15 protein-coding genes and 1 pseudogene are annotated in these 17149 nt (G+C 69.5%); 8 read left to right on the plus strand and 8 right to left on the minus strand.

Annotated elements, in window-relative coordinates:
* The 5 genes and pseudogenes from D7X74_RS27605 to D7X74_RS27625 all read right to left on the minus strand — a co-directional run.
* Positions 1-273: pseudogene (locus D7X74_RS27605) on the minus strand (protein adenylyltransferase SelO family protein); the annotation flags it as partial.
* Between the two features lie 186 nt (positions 274-459).
* Positions 460-2343 carry a GMC family oxidoreductase gene (locus D7X74_RS27610; protein ID WP_120535994.1) on the minus strand — a complete coding sequence of 628 codons (1884 nt, stop codon included), beginning with the start codon at positions 2341-2343 and terminating at the stop codon, positions 460-462.
* Positions 2336-2839, minus strand: coding sequence for a sorbitol dehydrogenase (locus D7X74_RS27615; RefSeq protein WP_147446693.1), 504 nt, complete (start codon positions 2837-2839; stop codon positions 2336-2338). The genes D7X74_RS27610 and D7X74_RS27615 overlap by 8 nt, the downstream gene beginning before the upstream one ends.
* A 40-nt stretch (positions 2840-2879) precedes the next feature.
* Positions 2880-4292 (minus strand): hypothetical protein, encoded by a 1413-nt coding sequence (locus D7X74_RS27620; RefSeq protein WP_147446694.1) that lies wholly within the window; start codon positions 4290-4292, stop codon positions 2880-2882.
* A gap of 236 nt (positions 4293-4528) precedes the next feature.
* On the minus strand, positions 4529-5044 hold the full coding sequence (locus tag D7X74_RS27625; protein WP_120535997.1) for a GNAT family N-acetyltransferase: 516 nt from the start codon (positions 5042-5044) through the stop codon (positions 4529-4531).
* Between the two features lie 114 nt (positions 5045-5158).
* Between D7X74_RS27625 and D7X74_RS27630 the strand changes: the two genes are divergently transcribed.
* Complete coding sequence (locus tag D7X74_RS27630) at positions 5159-5422, plus strand: hypothetical protein (protein WP_147444433.1); 264 nt, start codon at positions 5159-5161, stop codon at positions 5420-5422.
* A gap of 79 nt (positions 5423-5501) precedes the next feature.
* On the opposite strand, the gene D7X74_RS27635 is transcribed toward D7X74_RS27630, so the two are convergent.
* Complete coding sequence (locus D7X74_RS27635) at positions 5502-6608, minus strand: alpha/beta fold hydrolase (RefSeq protein WP_120535999.1); 1107 nt, start codon at positions 6606-6608, stop codon at positions 5502-5504.
* A 317-nt stretch (positions 6609-6925) separates the two neighbouring features.
* Between D7X74_RS27635 and D7X74_RS27640 the strand changes: the two genes are divergently transcribed.
* The 4 genes from D7X74_RS27640 to D7X74_RS27655 all read left to right on the plus strand — a co-directional run bounded on the left by D7X74_RS27640 (position 6926) and on the right by D7X74_RS27655 (position 10355).
* On the plus strand, positions 6926-7789 hold the full coding sequence (locus tag D7X74_RS27640) for a hypothetical protein (protein ID WP_120536000.1): 864 nt from the start codon (positions 6926-6928) through the stop codon (positions 7787-7789).
* Positions 7790-7906: 117 nt separating this feature from the next.
* Positions 7907-8647 (plus strand): dienelactone hydrolase family protein, encoded by a 741-nt coding sequence (locus tag D7X74_RS27645; RefSeq protein WP_120536001.1) that lies wholly within the window; start codon positions 7907-7909, stop codon positions 8645-8647.
* Between the two features lie 167 nt (positions 8648-8814).
* Positions 8815-9300 carry a DUF4345 domain-containing protein gene (locus D7X74_RS27650; RefSeq protein ID WP_147444432.1) on the plus strand — a complete coding sequence of 162 codons (486 nt, stop codon included), beginning with the start codon at positions 8815-8817 and terminating at the stop codon, positions 9298-9300.
* 32 nt (positions 9301-9332) lie between these two features.
* On the plus strand, positions 9333-10355 hold the full coding sequence (locus tag D7X74_RS27655; RefSeq protein WP_120536003.1) for a methyltransferase: 1023 nt from the start codon (positions 9333-9335) through the stop codon (positions 10353-10355).
* Here the strand turns inward: D7X74_RS27655 and D7X74_RS27660 are convergent.
* A complete protein-coding gene (locus D7X74_RS27660; RefSeq protein WP_120536004.1) occupies positions 10352-11779 on the minus strand; it encodes a hypothetical protein in 1428 nt (475 codons plus the stop codon). The two genes, D7X74_RS27655 and D7X74_RS27660, sit on opposite strands and share 4 nt — an antisense overlap.
* Before the next feature lie 48 nt (positions 11780-11827).
* Between D7X74_RS27660 and D7X74_RS27665 the strand changes: the two genes are divergently transcribed.
* Positions 11828-13114: an MFS transporter gene (locus D7X74_RS27665; RefSeq protein WP_120536005.1), complete on the plus strand. Its 1287-nt coding sequence runs from the start codon at positions 11828-11830 to the stop codon at positions 13112-13114.
* Between the two features lie 11 nt (positions 13115-13125).
* Here the strand turns inward: D7X74_RS27665 and D7X74_RS27670 are convergent, their stop codons facing one another.
* On the minus strand, positions 13126-13635 hold the full coding sequence (locus D7X74_RS27670; RefSeq protein ID WP_158622300.1) for a DUF1579 family protein: 510 nt from the start codon (positions 13633-13635) through the stop codon (positions 13126-13128).
* A gap of 139 nt (positions 13636-13774) precedes the next feature.
* Here D7X74_RS27670 and D7X74_RS27675 point away from each other — a divergent pair, with 139 nt between their 5' ends.
* Both D7X74_RS27675 and D7X74_RS27680 read left to right on the plus strand, forming a co-directional pair.
* Entirely contained in the window at positions 13775-15562 is a 1788-nt protein-coding gene (locus D7X74_RS27675) for a serine/threonine-protein kinase (protein WP_233602281.1), read from the plus strand.
* Positions 15563-15610: 48 nt separating this feature from the next.
* Complete coding sequence (locus D7X74_RS27680; RefSeq protein WP_120536007.1) at positions 15611-17011, plus strand: hypothetical protein; 1401 nt, start codon at positions 15611-15613, stop codon at positions 17009-17011.
* Positions 17012-17149 lie beyond the last annotated feature (138 nt).

A 17149-nucleotide genomic window follows, 5' to 3' on the forward strand; every position in this document is an offset into this window, starting at 1 on the left:
GAACTGGTGGCCGCCGTAGTTGGCCGCGTACGGCACCATGCCCGGCTCCAGCGCGTTGCCCGCCAGCACCCGCACCCACCCTTCGGAGCGCAGCGTCTGTTCATCCAGGCCCAGCAGGCGTGCGACCTCCGGCGAGAAGGCGACCAGCCGGGGCGCGGAGACGGGCGTGGGCTGGACGCGGGACCAGAGCGCCCCCTGCACCTGGCGCGACCGCGTGTCCGTGAGCGGGTCTCCCGGGGTGGCGTCAACGAAGCGGGATGAGAAGTGCGGCATGGCGGCTGGGTCCTCAGGCAGGCGAGGCGACGACGGCGTCGGGCGCGGGAGCTTCCGATAACAGCCTTCGCTGGATGCGGCACGCCTTCACGCCGTGTCCCTCCACGGCGGCCCCCGGAAGAGGGGCTCCGCCGGAGGGGGGCACGACGCCCCGCGAGTCCTCCCGCGGGGCGCCGGACCCGAGGCCTACAGTGTCAGCGCCTTGCCCAGGCTCGCCGCGGTCTTGAAGGCGAGCGCCGCGAGCGTGAGGGTCGGGTTCGGCGTGGCGACCGTGGGGAAGCTCCCACTGCCGACAATCCAGAGGTTCTCATGGTCGTGCGAGCGCTGATTGGCATCCACCACCGACAGCTTCGGATCCGACCCCATCCGGTGGGTGCCCATCACGTGGCCCGCGCCGAAGAAGACGAACGACTGGCCTTCGTACTCGAAGTAGCCGGGCTGGCTCTGGGACTTGCTGTAGTCGGTGAACTCCGTCGCGCCCATCGCCTGGTAGATGGCGGAGCTGGCCTGCTTCGCCGCCATGAACCCGTCCAGCGTGTACTTGTCGAACCCATAGGAGATCTTCGGTCGCGGCAGGCCCAGACCGTCCTTGAGCGTCGGATCCAGGGTGACGCGGTTCTCCGCCTGGGGGCTCTGCTCGATGAGGCAGGCCATCCGGAACTGCCGGGTCAGCCTGTCATTGAGCGCCATCACCAGATCCCGCCCGCCCAGCTTCAGGCTGGGCGAGGGCTGCGGTGTCCCCGGCGGGGTGACGGGGTTGAGCGCGGAGACGTTGGTGCCGTTGATGAAGTCGTTGACCGTGGCGTACGGGTCCCCGATGGGGAAGTTCCACCCCTCGTTGCCAATCTCCATGCGGAAGGCGGCGCGCTGGCTCCGGAACGGACCGTTGCGCAGGCTTTCGATGCCGGAGGTGGAGAGCGGGCCCCGGTACGGAAACACGGGCTTGCCCTCGGGCATCAGCGCCCACGACAGGTAGAGCACGTGGTCCATCAGATTGCGGCCCAGCTGGTCGCTGCTGTTGGCCAGTCCGTTGGGGAAGGCCGAGGACTTGCTGTTGAGCAGGATCTTCGGATTCTCGATGGCGTGCGCCGCCAGGACGTAGGTCGTCGCGCTCACCTGGGACGTCGTCACCGGCCCCGGCTTCAGCTCCCGGTTGTAGGTGATGTATTCCACGCTGGAGATGCGCCCCTGGGTGTCCGCCAAGAGCCGCGTCACGACGGAGCGGTACTGGACGTCCACGTTGCCCGTGTTGAGCGCGGCGTTGAGCGTCACCGTCGCGTCGTACTTCGCCTGGATGGGGCAGATGGGGATGCAGTTGGTATTGCCCGCGCACACGGGCCGGTTGGCGCGCGGCTGGGAATTGCGGCCCGCGGGCGTCGGGGTGACGAAGACGGGCTGGCCAAACAGGCTCATGCCGCTCACGCCCTGGGAGATGGCCTCATCCACCAGGCTCTCCGGGATGGCCTGCATGGGGTACTGGTAGCCCGCCGGGTACGTCAGGCCAATGGCCTGCTGGAGCGGGGCCTGCTCCGCCACGCTGGCGGACACGCCAATCTCATCCTCCGCCTTGCCATAGAGCGTCTCCAGCTCCGAGTACTCGATGGGCCAGTCGGTGCCGGGTCCGAAGCCCGGGGCCTTGTAATAGGAATGCATCACCAGGTCGTCGGGCACCAGCCGCAGGGAGGTCCCCAGCCAGTGCCAGGTCGTCCCGCCGCCAATGCGCTCGTAGGTGCTGGCGAAGGGCAACTGCTTCGGCTGGAACGTGGGGTCCGGCGTCGGCTGGACCAGGTAGCTCTTCTGGGCGTTCTTCCAGTTGTTGAGCCCCAGGATGGTGGGACGGGGCGTGGCCTCCTCCGCCGGGGCCAGCGTCTTCGGCGGATAGGGCGACTCCGGCGTCTTGGCCGCCGACAGGAAGAAGTTCTCCATGTACTGCTCGCGGCTGGCGGGGATGGGCGCCCCCGCCTCCAGGATGAGCACATGCTTGCCCAGACGGCCCAGCTCCAGGGCGATGATGCCACCCGCGATGCCCGCGCCGACAATCACCACGTCATACGTCTTCGGGTCAGCCATGGTTCGCCTCACTCGGAGGGAGGACGCCGGACAGCGGCGGCGGTGCGGAATTCCAGTAACCGAACTTGAGCTCGCTGTAGCCCATGGGGTGGGCCTGCATCGCGCTCCAGGCCAGCCCACCGATATAGGCATTCATCGCCACGACGGTGCCGTCCGTGGCGCTGAGCGACGTGGGCGCGTACCAGGAGCCCAGGTACCAGAGCTTCAGGATGCTCCGGGCCATCAGCGCGTTCGCGGTCGGGTTCGTGCTGTCCACCTCCAGCAGCGTGTTGGCGATGGTCTGCGCAGGCTGTCCCGACAGGTTCGCGAACGCGGCGAGCAGCGCGTCCACCGTCTGCGTGCTGCTCTTGTCCGCGGCGTCCAGGTAGAGCTTCTTGAGCGGAGGGTCGGTGGGGTCCAGCTGCGGGGCCAGGGTGTCCTGCGTGAAGCCGGTCAGCACCGAGGAGAGCGCGACGAACTGATCCATCCGGGTGGAGGGCGTTGGGCTGTTGCTCATTCCAGACTCCTTGCGAAGGAAAGGCATGCGGAGGGGCGGTTCACTGCGCCCGCTCCAGGAGGAAGGTGAAGTCGGAGCTCTTGGCCGTGGTCATCGCGGCGTTGTTGTGGCACCGGATGCAGCTGGAGGAGACGCCGGGCACCTTGCCCTGGATGTATGTCTCCAGGGTGGAGTTCGCGAGGAACTGCGGCGCGGGGGAGCCGTCCTCCAGCTCCGCGACGGCGCAGTCGCCCGGGTTCGTGGGCCACTGCGTGCTGATGAGCTCGTAGTTCGTCCACACCGACTTGGGATTCACCCCGCCGAGCAGCGCCTTCGCCTCCGCGTTGAGGATGCGCGCGCTGTCCACCATCAGGGGCGGGCGCACGTCCACGCGGACGATCTGGCTCTTGAAGACCTTGCCGTTGACGACGATCTTCTTGTTCGGATCCCACGGCCGGGGCGGCGTCTGGTTGGCGACGCAGTCCGTGCAGGCCGGGTTGAAGAAGTTGTAGCGCGAGGCGAGCTGCCCCGCCTTGACCTGCTCCTGCGTGGGCACGTTGTCCACGTGCTCGAACGTGGACCAGATCCACTGCGCCGCGCTGCTCGTCTTGTGTCCGATGTGGAGCCCCACCAGGCCCATGAGCTGCACCTTGCAGCTCTCCTGGATCTTCGGGTTCACCGACGCCGGCGTGTAGACGAGCGCCTGGGCGGAGTGGAAGCGGGCCGCGTCGGCCGGGTCCTCCAGCGGCTTCCACGCGGCCTTCACCATGATGGCGCCCTGTTCGCCCGTCTTGGAGTTGCCGCAGTTGAAGTTAGCGGGAGCGTTGAAGGCCTGCTGTCCCGCCTTGGAGTAGAGCTTCTGGGTGACGATCTGATTGAACATCACCTGGTTGACGAGGATTTCGAAGCGGGCGTAGTTGCCCTGCTGATCAATCAGCGGCCCCGTGTCAAAGGGCTGGACGGACTCATTGAGCAGGCCCGGCGTCTTGCCCACCTGCGTGAGGAACCGGCCGCCCACGGGCAGCTTTCCCTGGCAGATGGCGGGGAGCACGGGAGGCGCACCCCAGGCCGGAGGCGGCGCGCCGCCCGCCAGGAAGATGCTGGTGGCCGGCATCCAGCCCTGCCACACGGTGCGGTTGTCCCCGTTCTTGCCCGGAGGCTGAGAGGGATCCACGCCGCCGTCGGCGCCCACCGGCCAGTTCGCGGAGATGAACGTGTTCCACGAATAGGTGTCGAAGTCGTGCTGGAGCTGCGCCAGCGTCGAGTCGTTCTGACCGAACGTCGCATCCGGGGGGATGGTGGGGTCCAGGACGATCTTCACGCCCGGGGTGCCAGCGTCCGGCGCGCTCACCGTCTGCGGCGGGACGTCTGGCTTCGTGGGGGTCGGCTCCTTCTGCTTGCAGCCCGCCAGGCCTCCGGCGGTGACGCCCAGGACGCAGAAGACAGCGCACAACGCCACGCGGCGTCGCCGCATGGGGTTCTCATGGGAACTCATGTTTGGGGGCCTTCCGAAGGTGCGTGGGACGCGCTCACGCAGCCGGCATGCACAAAGCACGGCACATGCCAGTCCTTCGCCCTCCAGGGTCCCCAGAGGCGGCGCAGGTGCCCGCCGCGTCTCCGGCAATGCGGGCTTGCGTTCCTGCGGGACGCGTCAGCGTTGCCGGGCGACGCGCCAGGGGTCTGGGATGTGTAGAGAAGCCCTGCGAGGCGTCAGGAGGAGAGCGTCTTGAAATAGACCACAGTGGAGCGGAGGACGCCGCCCGTGTCCTTCGCGTAGCCCGGAATCTCCCCCACCCGCTGCCACTGGTGATGCTGGTACACGGACTCCGCCTTCGACCCCAGCTCCGAGTCCAACACCAGCAGGGTGCGGCCCTCGCTGCGGGCGAACTGCTCCACCTCGCGCAGCAGTCGCGAGGAGACGCCCTGGCCCCGGGCGCTGGGATGCACCATCAGCTTCATGAGGTCCGCGCGGTGCAGGCCGTTCTGGCGCAGGCTGGGCGCGAGCTGCACGGAGCCGACGATGCGCCCGTCATGCTCCGCGACCCAGAGCACCAGGCCCGGCCCTAGCGACGCGAGCACCCCCTGCCAGTACGCCTCCGCCACCTCCGGTGCCAGCGGCGCCAGGAAGCCAATGGACGCCCCCCCATTCACCGTCGCGAGGATCAGCTCGGTGAGGGCCTGACGCTCTGCGGGGGTCGCCTGTTCCAGTCTGCGGATGGAAGTCATCCCCTGAATCCTACAGCCGCCGGCGCCGTGCTGCTTCGCGGCGTGCGGGGTGTGAAGAAGCCCGCTATCCTCGCGAAGCTTCACAACCTCGAATATCGGTCCAGGGGATCCATCATGCGCGGAAGCATCATTGGCGGATTGTTGGCGGTGGGGCTGTTGGCGGGCTGCGGTGGCGTCGAAGACGTCGGAGAGCAGCCCCAGCTGGGCACGCGCGAGGATGAGCTGCCTTTCTGCGAAGGCTTCTCCTTCGTCACCTACTACAGCGACGCGACCTACAGCGTGCAGGTCGGACACGGCGACTGCAGCTGTGGGCATACGCTGCGCGTCGTCGGAACGAAGACCGATTACGGCATCTACCAGCCCGACAACTGTGGCTGAGTCCCAGGGCTGAGTGAGCAAGGCCCGACCCGCGAGCCAAGGCGGGTCGGGCCTCCCAGACACACACTCCGCGACAGCCCTACTTCGCGGGCGGCTTCGGAGCCGGACCCGTCCTGGCGCCGGTGAAGCGCAACACCTCCTCCATCAGCAGGCGGCGGCCCCGGTCCGGGCGCTCCAGGTGGACGAAGTGCGTCGCGCCTGGAAGCACGACCGCCTTCACGAGGGCCGCGCGGCCCAGGTGCTCCTGGAGGCGGGTGACGTCCTCGGGCCGGCTCCAGAAGTCGTTCTCCGAACGGAGGATGAGGACGCGGCCGGAGATGGAGCCCGCGTCCCAGAGCTGCCGACCGATGGCGAGCAGGAAGCTGTCCTCCAGCGCCCCGGACGGCGCCCGGAAGGCGAACGGCGTCCGGGACGGCGCCAGCGGATCACTCGCGAGCGCCTCGCGCAGGAAGGACTCGGCCACCTGGGGGTCGCGCGCCTTGTCCTTCTCCTCCGGAAGGTTGCGGTCCCAGACGGCGAGCACCGACGCCCCGGTGTTCCAACGGTAGGCGCCCAGCCCTTCGGCGTTGAAGTGGCCCGGCCGCTTCGGGTCCTCGAAGTCCGTGCCCCGCCCCAGCATCTTGTGTTCGGCGCTCCCCGCGTACAGCGCGTTGAGCAGGATGAGGTGGCTGACCTCCTCCGGATGCAGGCTGGCGTACATCCCCACCCAGTGCCCACCGGTGGCCCAGCCCAGGAGCCCGACCCTGCGCTGCCCCGTGCGCGCCTGCACCCACGCCACCACCGCGTGCACATCCCGGACGGCCTCGTGCGAGCCCACGAGCGGCCGGCCCGCCGGGGGCAGCCCCATGGCCTGCGGCCGCGTCGAACCTCCGTAGCCCCGCACGTCCATCACGTAGACGGCGTGCCCCGCGCGTGCGAGGTCACCCGCCAGCGAGCCCCCCTCCACGGGCAGGTCGAAGGACGCACGCCCCGGCACCCGCGCACCGTGCAGGAGGATGAGCGGCGCAAGTCCCGCCACCTGCATCCCCGTGTCCTTCACCTCCCGGACGGACACCTCGATGCCCGGATCCGAGGGGATGAGGAACTCCGCGCGCACCACCTCCGCCCCCGCGCCGCCCGCGACCAACACGCCTAGCAGCAACAAGGTCCGGACAGCGGTCGCGGCACTCCGGTGGTGGGTCGTCACATCGGCCTCCTGAGGGGGAACACGCGTCGGATCCTGCCAGAAGCCGGGCCGCCAGGGGCTGCCCGCACGCCAGGCCGCCGCGCCTCGTGCAAACGTTGCACGGAATGCAGACCCTGCACCGTCCCGGCTCCCGGGGCTGTGCAAGGTTTGCACACGTTGAGCGCTTCTTCTGGAGCCGCCCCCCGGCACCGCTGCTGGCACTCCCGTTGCTTTGTCGCCTCCCCGTTCCCCGACGCGAGGCCCGCCTGGAACGGCGTGCCGGAAGCGAGCGGGAGCACCCTCCCCAAACGCGGCAAAGACAAGGACGGAACTTGAACATGGGTCCCATCACGAAGCAGTCCGTGCAGAAGCTCTTCCTCGCGGTTCCCTTCGCCCTCCTCGCGGCGGGCTGTGGCGCCGAACTGGACGGCCAGGGCCTGCCGGAGGACGTGCAGCCGGAGGCCGCCGTCGCGGCCGACGCCCCCGAGTCGCTCGCCCAGGTGGAGCAGGGCGTCGCGCTGGGCGGCACGTACTGGTGGGGCACCTCCAACAACGGCAACACCACGTACACCATCGGGACCACCACGGGGCAGACGTGCTTCCTCACAGGCGTGCAGGGCAACCTGAAGCCGACCGTCGCGGGGAACTGGAGCAGCGCCGGCACGTACATGTCTGGCGGCAACTGGTTTGTCTATGTCAATCACAACAACAGCAAGGCGCTGGGCACGGGCGTCCAGTGCCTCGCCACGTCCACCGGCCGCACCGCGGAGGTCACCTGGCGTCAGGGGACCGCGGCGAAGCTGCTGGGCGCGGTCACCGCCGACCGGCGCTGCTTCCTGACCCGGCTGGAGGCGTCCACGGGCGCGTTCACCACCGGCGATGACGAGGTGAAGGTGTGGAATGACGGCCTCAACTGGTACCTGGGCGGAGACCTGTCGGGAACGGGTGGCGGACGCGCCATGTGCGTGGACGTGCCCACCGGCCAGGGCAGCTGGCTGTGGGGCTCCGGCTACGGCGGCGGCTTCACGGAGAACCTGGCGTACAACCCCGGCGGCGTGGCCTGCCTGCTGACGGGCCTCGGCGGTCCCATGACGACCAGCAGCTTCACCGACGGCGTGTCCATCGACTACAACAGCGGCACCCGCTACTGGGAGATGACGGTCGTCAACGGCAAGCGCGGCTACGCCAGCTGCGTCAAGTAGCCCCGGCCTCAATTGCAGACACGGATGCCGGGCCCATGGAGGGGGTGGCCCGGCGTCCCCTGGGATGACACCATCAGGCATCGGGCGGTCCGCCCGACCTGGAGGTCACCGAGTCACATGCAAGACGTCGACATCAAGACCGCGGATGGCGTGCTGGACGCGAAGCTGTTTCAACCCGAAGGCGCTGGCTCGTGGCCGGCGGTCATCCTGTGCATGGACGCGATGGGCGTGCGGCCCTCGCTGGAGAGCATGGCCCGGCGCATCGCGGCGGCGGGGTATGTCGTCCTGCTGCCCAACGTCTTCTACCGGGACGGGCATGCCTCGAAACTGGAGCTCAAGGGCACGTTCGAGGACCCGGTGTTCCGCAAGCACATCTACGCGCTCATCGGGAACCTGACGCCCGAGCGGCAGAAGACGGACGCCGCCGCGGAGCTCGACTTCCTGGCCCGGCACCCGTCGGTGCAGCCGGGGTCCAAGGTGGGGGTGACGGGCTACTGCTTCGGCGGGGGCGTCGCCGTGCGCATGGCCGCGAACTTCCCGGACCGCATCGGCGCGGTGGCCTCGTCCCATGGCGGGAAGCTGGCGACGGACTCGCCCGACAGTCCCCACCGGCTGGTGGGCCAGGTGAAGGGTGAGCTGTACTTCGGCCACGCGGACAACGACAGCTCGATGACCGCGGAAGACATCCAGACGCTGGAAGCGGCCTTGAAGGCAGCCGGCGTCAAGTACGTGTCGGAGCTCTACCCGGGCGCGCGCCACGGCTACGCGGTGGACAACTGGCCCGCGTACCACCCGCAGGCCGCGGAGACGCACTGGCGCAGGATCCTCGAACTGTTCGGTCGCACGCTGCGCGCCTGAGCGCGGGTGCACGGCCTCACCGACTTCGGGGCGTGTCCGGGTCCAGTTCCCCACACGCCCCCGAAGGGCCGGGGAGCGACGGCGGACGTCGCGGCCGGAAGCCGGGCATCGTGCCTTCGCGGGTGGGCACGTGCGTGGCGGTGCGTCACCGCCAGGGGGCCAAAGGCATGCAAGGACCGGGAGCGCGCAGGGCAGCCGCCCGCATCACCGGGCCGTGGCGGTGGATCGACGCCCTGGCCTTCCAGGGGTACGCCTGGTTCCTCATCCTGGTGGGCGGAGTGCTGGGGCTGCTCGTGCCGCGCTGGGGACCGCTCGGCTTCGAGGTCTACGCGCGAGGTGTCTTCGACGCGGGCCTGCCGGAGCGGACCCTGGCGAGCGCCCTGAACCAATACCGGTACATGAAGAGCATGGAGTTTGGGTTTGGCGTCTTCTGCGTGTGCTTTCGCGACCTCATCTACACCGACCGCCGCTTCAACCGCTTCTACCTGGGCATCATCTTCCTGGGTGCGGCGGAGCGGGCACTGTCGGTCCTGCTGGATGGGATGCCGCGTCCCTTCTATGTCGCGGCCATCTTCATCGAGCTTTCCGTGGGCCTCATCGTCTTCATCTCCACCCGGCGCACGCTGCGGGCCGGCTTGCCTCCGGTGGGTTGACGTCTGGTTTTGACCGGGAGTACGACCTGGAGATGACCTCTCCCTCCGTCCATCCGGCGCAGCTCATCGTCGACCTTGGTTTTGGTTTCATCCTGTCCGGCGCGCTGGCCACGGCGGCGGAGCTGGGTGTCGCGGATCAGTTGGAGCAGGGCCCGAAGAGCGCGGCCCTGCTCGCCGAGGCGGTGGGCGCGGATGCGGCGTCGCTCTACCGGGTGCTCCGGCTGCTGGCGAGCGCGGGCGTGTTCTCCGAGGATGCCGCCGGAAACTTCGCGCTCCCCCCCGCCTCCGACCTGCTGCGCACCCACGCCCCCGGTTCCCTGCGCAGCGCGGTGTTGATGCTCACGCAGGACATCTTCTGGGCACCGACCGGAGCGCTCGCGCAGACGGTGCGGACGGGGAAGAACGCCTTCGAGCAGATCTTCGGCAAGCCCTTCTTCGACCACCTCGCCAGCAACGCGGCGGCGGGCGCCACCTTCCACCGGGGCATGTCCAGCCTGTCGGACCTGGAGAACGGCCCCATCGCGCGCAGCTATGACTTCAGCGCCTGCCGGCGGGTGGTGGACGTGGGCGGCGGCCACGGCGGCTTCCTCATCGAAGTGCTCCAGGCCGCGCCGTCGCTCCAGGGCGTGCTCTTCGACCACCGCCACGTCCTGGACGAGGCGCGCATCGCCTCGGCGGGGCTCTCCTCGCGCTGTGAGCTGGTGGAGGGGGACTTCTTCCAGACGGTGCCTTCGGGCGCGGACACGTATGTCCTCAAGCGCATCCTCCACGACTGGAGCGACGCGGTGTGCGTGGACATCCTGCGCCACTGTCGCCGCGAGATGGCCCAGGGCGGCCGGGTGCTGGTGGTGGACACCGTCATCCCTCCCGGGAGCGCGCCGCACGGGGGCAAGGTGCTCGACGTGATGATGCTGGCGTCGCTGCCCGGCCGCGAGCGCACCGAGGAGGACTTCCGCAAGCTCTTCGCCCAGGCAGGCTTGCGGCTCTCGCGCGTCATCCCCACGCCGGCCGCGCTCAGCATCACCGAGGCCGTGGCGGCGGAGGTGACGGGCTAACGTCGACCCAGGAGGCCGAAGGGCTTCCACTCGAGGATCTTCAGGTCGAACCCGGCCTGGCGCTTCGCGGCGATCCAGTCCTCCAGGGCACTCAATGCGGCGGCCTCGTCATCGAAGGGATGACGCTCGCCGTCGCGGGTCACCAGCGTCGTGCCGTCCACGATGGCGGAGGTGTATTCGGCCTTCGGTCCGCCGTAGTGAGCGAACTCCCGTTCGAGCGGGCCCCGGCCGGGAATCACGGACGTGACGCGCAGGAAGTCTCCGGTGTAGCGGGCCTCCAGCCGCCGCACCTCCGACGCCGCGGCGTCGGAGGTCTCGAAGGCGAAGCGGAACGTCTTCAGCGAACCGTTGTTGATGCCCACGTGGAGCTGGATGACGGCGCCGAAGCGTTCAATCTCCAGGAACAGGTCTCCCCGCTTGCGCCAGAAGGTGACGCGCTCCGAGGCCCGCTGCTTCACGTCCAGGGCGGGCGGCGGCCCCTCCCCGAGGAACCGCTGTCCGTCGAAGATGTGCATGGGGAAGCTGCCCGGACGCAGCAGCCACACCTCGCCCGTCCTTCGCTGCGCGTAGACGACATCCTTCGCACGCGCCTGCTTCGACGCCCGGGCCGCGATCCCCTCGATGTCGAGTCCCTCCAGCTCCTCGGCGGTGGGCGCGTCGGGCTCGCGGCGCTGCTGGGGCTGGGGCGTGGCCGTGAAGACGGGCTCGCCCCGCTGGATGCGCTCGAAGAGGTCGTCGTGGTGGAGCTCCCCGAGGTCCAGGTTCCAGAGTTCGGGCACGAGGAAGGTGGAGGCCAGGGATGCGGCCTCCTCGCCGGAGCGGCCGTTCTCGAAGTGATGCTCGGCGTGGACCTCTCCATAGCTGGAGACGTCGTGATCATTCTCGTCGAGGAAGCGCGTGGTGAGGTCGCCCGCCACGACGAGGCTGTCATCGTTGTAGATGCCCTGGATGACGTCCCGGACCACGAGGTCTCCGAGCACCAGGAAGTTCCCCGATGTCTTGAGCCCCCACGCCGTGCAGCGGCCCACGACCACGACCGTCGAATCCGGCCCGCAGTCCTCCAGCACGCCCTCCACCTCCAGGTCTCCCAGCACGACGAGGGGCGCGGTGACGCGCAATCCGCCGGAAGCCCGCGCGTTGCCCGTCACGACCGTGGGCTCGGCGACGGAGGCGTCGAGCACGGCGTCCACGCGCGGCAGGACTTCGCGCATCACCACGGCCGCGAAGCCAATGGGTGACAGCGGCCCGGGGCACAGCGCCTGGACGAGCGCGGAGGGCGACAGCGGGGCGTCCTTGGGGAACTCACGGGCGAGGGATGAAACCGAGGGCTCCCCGTGGTGGGAGAGCGCGTCGCGGACGGGGCCTTCGAGTCCGGCGAGCGTGGCCTCCGCGCGGGGGAGGAACTCATTGCTGGAGAGGAGCATTCGCGCATCCTAGCCACGCGAAAACATGGGGTGGGATACGTTGCGCCCATGGCGATGCGCTCGCGGTTGCTCTCCATCTTCGGCGGCTCGGTGGGCAACCTCATCGAGTGGTACGACTTCTACGTCTACTCGGCGTTCTCGCTGTACTTCGCGCAGGCGTTCTTCCCGGACGCCGACCCCGTCGTGCAACAGCTCAACACCGCCGGGGTGTTCGCGCTGGGGTTCCTCGTCCGCCCCATCGGGGGTTGGCTGATGGGGCTCTACGCGGATCAACGGGGACGCCGGTCCGCGCTGACGTTGTCCGTCACGTTGATGTGCCTGGGGTCCTTCGTCATCGCGGTGTGTCCGACGTATGCGCGCATTGGCGTGGCGGCGCCCATCGTGTTGATGCTGGCGCGCCTGCTCCAGGGCCTGTCGCTGGGAGGCGAGTACGGCACCAGCGCCACGTACCTGAGCGAGGTGGCGACGTCCCGCCACCGGGGCTTCTACAGCTCCTTCCAGTACGTCACGCTCATCATGGGGCAGCTGCTGGCGACGATGACGCTGCTGGTGTTGCAGCGGCTGGTGCTGACGGGGCCGCAGTTGGAGGCGTGGGGTTGGCGCATCCCGTTCCTGGTGGGCGCGGCGCTGGCCATCTTCGGCTTCTACATGCGGCGCAACATGGTGGAGACGGAGGCCTTCACCCGGGAGGCGGCGAAGGGGGCCGAGCACCAGCCGATGCGGGAGCTGCTGCGGCATCCGAAGGAGCTGGCCATCGTGGTGGGGCTCACGATGGGAGGGACGCTGGCCTTCTATACGTACACCGTCTACATGCAGAAATTCCTGGTGAACTCGGTGGGGCTGACGCGGGACGAAGCGACGCTCATCTCCGCCGGGTCGCTGTTCCTCTACATGCTGTTGCAGCCGGTGTTCGGGTTCATCTCCGACAAGGTGGGGCGCAGGCCCGTGCTGCTGTGGTTCGGCGTGATGGGCACGCTGTGCACGGTGCCGCTGTTGACCGCGCTGACGCGGACCCGGGACGCGTTCACCGCCTTCCTGCTGGTGCTTGCCGCGCTGGTCATCCTCTCCGGCTACACGTCCATCAACGCCGTGGTGAAGGCGGAGCTGTTCCCCGCGCGCATCCGGGCGCTGGGCGTGGGGCTGCCCTATGCGCTGACCGTGTCGCTCTTCGGAGGCACGGCCGAGTACGTAGGCACGCGGCTGAAGCTGGCCGGCCACGAACCGTGGTTCTTCTGGTACGTGACGGGTTGCATCCTCTGCTCGCTGCTCGTCTATGCCTTCATGCAGGACACGCAGCGGCACAGCCGCATCGAACCGGGCACGGAGGGAGCGTGACGCGGCCCGGGTCAGTGCACCCGGGTCGCCTTCAGGTCACACAACGGCCGCCAGGTGGCTCCGTCGTCCGACTGTTCCCAGCGGATGTCCAGCCGCTGGTTGCCATCCTCGAAGGACATCGTCACGCGCTCGTGCGCTCCGGCGAAGGTCCAGACGCCGTCCCGCTCCCCGCCCTCGTAGACCCGCGCATAGCCGTGGTTGTCGAACAGGTGCATGCGGTAGCGCTGACGCTCCGGGTCGAAGCCGATGATGCGCGTGCTCTCCAGGCTCTCGCCCGCGAAGCGCATCACCCCGCGACAGCTCAGGAAGAAGCCCCCGGGAAGCCATTCGTACCGGTCCACCGCCGTGGCCTTCACACGCGCTTGCGGCCCGGCCGCCTCACCCAGCACACCTTCCGCCGTCCACCCTCCGATGAAGACCTCCAGCCGCTGGTGCTCGGGCCCCAGCCTGGGAGCCGCCTCCCCGCTCCCCTGCTCCACACCCTCCCGGGTGGCCTCTCCCACTTCGCGTGACGGATCCATGGGGTCTCCCTTTGCCTGCCAACCCTCAAGGTGAGGCGCCGCCAACAGGCGTGCAAGCCTGAGCCCGGTCTGCACGGATCCTGTCATTCACAGGAGGTCTATTCGCTACGGAGTTCCCGGTTTACTAGGCTTCAGCGCCGTGACCTCCTACACGATGCTGCACCTGGCGCTCACGGGCGCGTTCGTGGTGCTGGCGCTGGTGCACTTCGCGACCTGGGCCGCGGTGAGGAGCCAGCGCGTGCAGCTGTGGCTCGCGTCCAGCTTCCTCGGCTTCGCGGCCATCAGCTTCTCCGTGGGCGTGGCCAGCAGCGAGGCCAGCGCGATGGTGGACGACACGCGCCCGTGGCTGCTGTTGGGCGCGCTCACGTCCATCCCCCTGCCCTACACCCTGCTGCGCGTCCTGTGGTCGCTGCTGGACCTGCCGCTCACCCGCTGGCGGCGCGTGATGCTGGGCGTGACCGTCGCGCTCGGAGCAGTGCGGGTGCTCGACACCGTCCTCTCCCTTCGCACGCCCTCCGCCACCGGACTGACGTCCGAGCAGTTGGCGCGCGCGACCGCGGGCCTGGGCCTGCCGCTGTTCTGGCTGCTCGCGGTGGTCGTGGGCGGGACGTGGGCCGTGGAAGCCGCCCGGCTGTTGAAGCGCCGGGGCGCGATGGCGGTGGCCGTGCTCGTCGCGTCGCTCTGCGCACTGGCGCTCCTGGGCCGCGAGCTCGCCGTCGACCTGGGCTGGAGCGACGGCCTGCACCTGTTCGCGCTCGTCGGACTGCCGTTCCTGCTGCTGTCCTCCACCGCGCTCGCGATCCTCACGGCGCGCTCGCTGCGGGGCGCGGACCTGGGCACCGGCATCCACCGCTACCGCCGGCTCGTGCGCCTGGGACGCGGGGGCATGGGCGAGGTGTGGCTCGCGGTGCGCACCGGCCGCGCGGGCTTCCACCGGCTGGTCGTCCTCAAGCGGATGCTGGACGGCGGCGACGCCGAGGACGCCGAGGTCCGCGTCCACCGCTTCATCGGCGAGGCACGCACCGCCGCGCGCCTGCATCACCCCAACATCGTCTCCGTGCATGACCTGGGGCAGTTGGACGGCGCGTGGTTCATCGTCATGGAGTACCTGAGCGGCGTGAACGTGTTCGAGCTCGTCAAGCGCGCTCGCAAGAGCGGCCCGCTGCCGCTGGAGGTCATCGTTGAAATCGGCCAGCAGGCGCTGCGCGGGCTCGCCTATGCGCACGAGCGGGGCGTCACGCACCGGGACATCAGCACGGACAACCTGGTCGTCTCCTTCGACGGCGTGGTGAAGGTCGTCGACTTCGGCATCGCGCAGGGCGCGGATGCCCTCCCCGAGCCCATCTCCGGGACGGCCATCGTGCCCGTCGAGGGCCGGCTCACGCAGGAAGGCGGCATCATCGGGAAGCTGGCGTACATGCCCCCCGAGCGCGTCGAGGGCGAGGAGGCGACCCCCTCCGGAGACCTCTTCGCGCTCGGGTGCGTCCTCTACGAGCTGCTCTCGCGCACGATGCCCCACGTCGCCCCCACCGCCAGCCAGCTTCCCGGCCTGGAGCGCCCCGAGTCCCCCATCGCGTCGCGCGTGCTGCGCGGCGTGCTCGAGACCGCGCTCCAGCCTCGGCCGGAGCTGCGCTTCGCGGACGCGAAGGCCTTCCACCTGGCCCTCGAACCCGCGCGACAGGTGCTGCCCGCGGTGGACCTCGCCGGATGGCTGCGCGACCACTTCTCGGAGCGCTGGCTGCGCGAACAGGCCCTGGTGGAGCTGGGCGACCCCACCCCCACGGAGGTCGAGGCGCTCCTCAAGAGCACGCCGCGCCCCAGGGTCGAGGAGCCCATCGCGACCGTGGAGTCCGCCACGCCGACGGAAGTGCTCACACCGCCCGTGGAAGAGCCCTCGGAGACCGTGCGCATCAAGCGGCCCTCCTGAGTCCACCAGGAGCCAGGGAAGCCAGACGTGCTAGATGCGGCGGCGCTCATGGCCCATCCCTTCCTGACACTCCCGCTGCTGCTCTGCCTGGGACAGGCTTCCGAACCCGCCCCGGTGGAAGCACCCGTCCAAGCCCGTCTGTCCTTTGTCGCGAGCCAGGCGGCCGTCGAGGACAGCACGCTGCTCACCTACCTCCACGCGGCGTTGGATGTCCGCACGCCCGAGCTGGCGTCGGGCCTGCGCGCCGAAGCCGCGCTGTCGATGTTCTTCTCCACGGGCGGCAACAACCAGGGCGTGGCCTTCCGCGACAACGGCAGCGCCATCCGTCTGCGCTACCGGCCGTCCACCTGGGAGTCGCGCGAAGGGCTGGCCCTGAGTGTCTTTCCGCTGAGCGCCACCCGCGTCTACATGGGCTTTTCGTACCCCGTCACCTGGGAGCGGCAGTCCTTCCCCCGCCGCGACGGGAATGAGCCCGCGCTGGAGCTGCGGCTGTCGCGCCGGCAGTGGAGCGTCTTCGCGGCCACCAAGGCCGCCTCCGTCTTGAACGACCTGAAGCTGACCCAGGAGACCCGCTACGCCCTGCTCGCGGGCGGCGCCCTGGAGGTCACCCCCGAGCTGGGTCTGGCCCTGAAGGTCACCCACCTGAACCGGGGCGTGGTGCCGGGCCTCGCGAACCAGGGCATCGAGGAGTCCATCCCGGTGTACGGGGCCTCCCTGGCGGCGGCGTGGCACCGGGGCGCGCCCATCGGGAACAACGTGGACCTGTCGCTCTACAGCGGCGACCCGACCTTCTTCGAGCGGTTCTTCCTGCCCGAGACCTACCCGGGTGACTTCGCCGCGTCGGTGTCGCTGGAAGGCAGCCTCGTGTCGCAGCGGCTCCAGGACGTGGATGAGTTCGCGCAGATGCGCTCGGAGCTGGGACAGGCGGCGGCGCTGGACGCGCGGCTGAAGCAGGGCTTCTTCCGGCTCCACGCGCTGGCCTTCCTCCGGACCGCCTCCTTCATCCAGGTGGACGTCCCCGGGTTTCCGAACCACCAGGCCTTCGGGCGGGACGCGGATCCGCGCGCGGAGGTGTCCGGCACGCTGAGCGGCGACTACCACTTCGCGGACTGGGGGCTGACGCCGGGCCTGCTCGTGCGCGTCGCCCTCCCGGCGACGTTCCAGAGGCCCCTGTCGTTCGTCCCCGGCGCGACGGCGCGGCACATCGTGCTCCAGGGGCCCAACCAGCTCTCCATCCTCCCGGACGGCGAGGACCGGCGCGCGGTGCTGACGCTGAAGGCCACCGCCCGCTGGGACCTGGGCTCCGTGGCCGGAGTCCTGGCGGAGGTCTCCTACGTGAGGGACCCCAACCGGACCACCTTCGAGGACGACGTCACCGGCGTGGGCCAACCCGTCTTCGCGGACCCGGATGCGCTGGGCTTCAACCTGCTGCTCCAGGCCCGCTTCTGAGCCACCCCACGCCCCCGGAACCTGCCACCCGGGGGCGTGATTGGCGTTCACGCGGGGCCGGGTGCGAGGATGGGCCTCTGCCCACCATGCGCCCTGCTTCGTCCCAAGCCGCCCCCGAAGGTGTCCTCCCCCAGAGCC

Source organism: Corallococcus sp. CA047B (genome assembly GCF_003612065.1).
In the GTDB taxonomy this organism is placed as follows: Bacteria; Myxococcota; Myxococcia; order Myxococcales; family Myxococcaceae; genus Corallococcus; species Corallococcus praedator.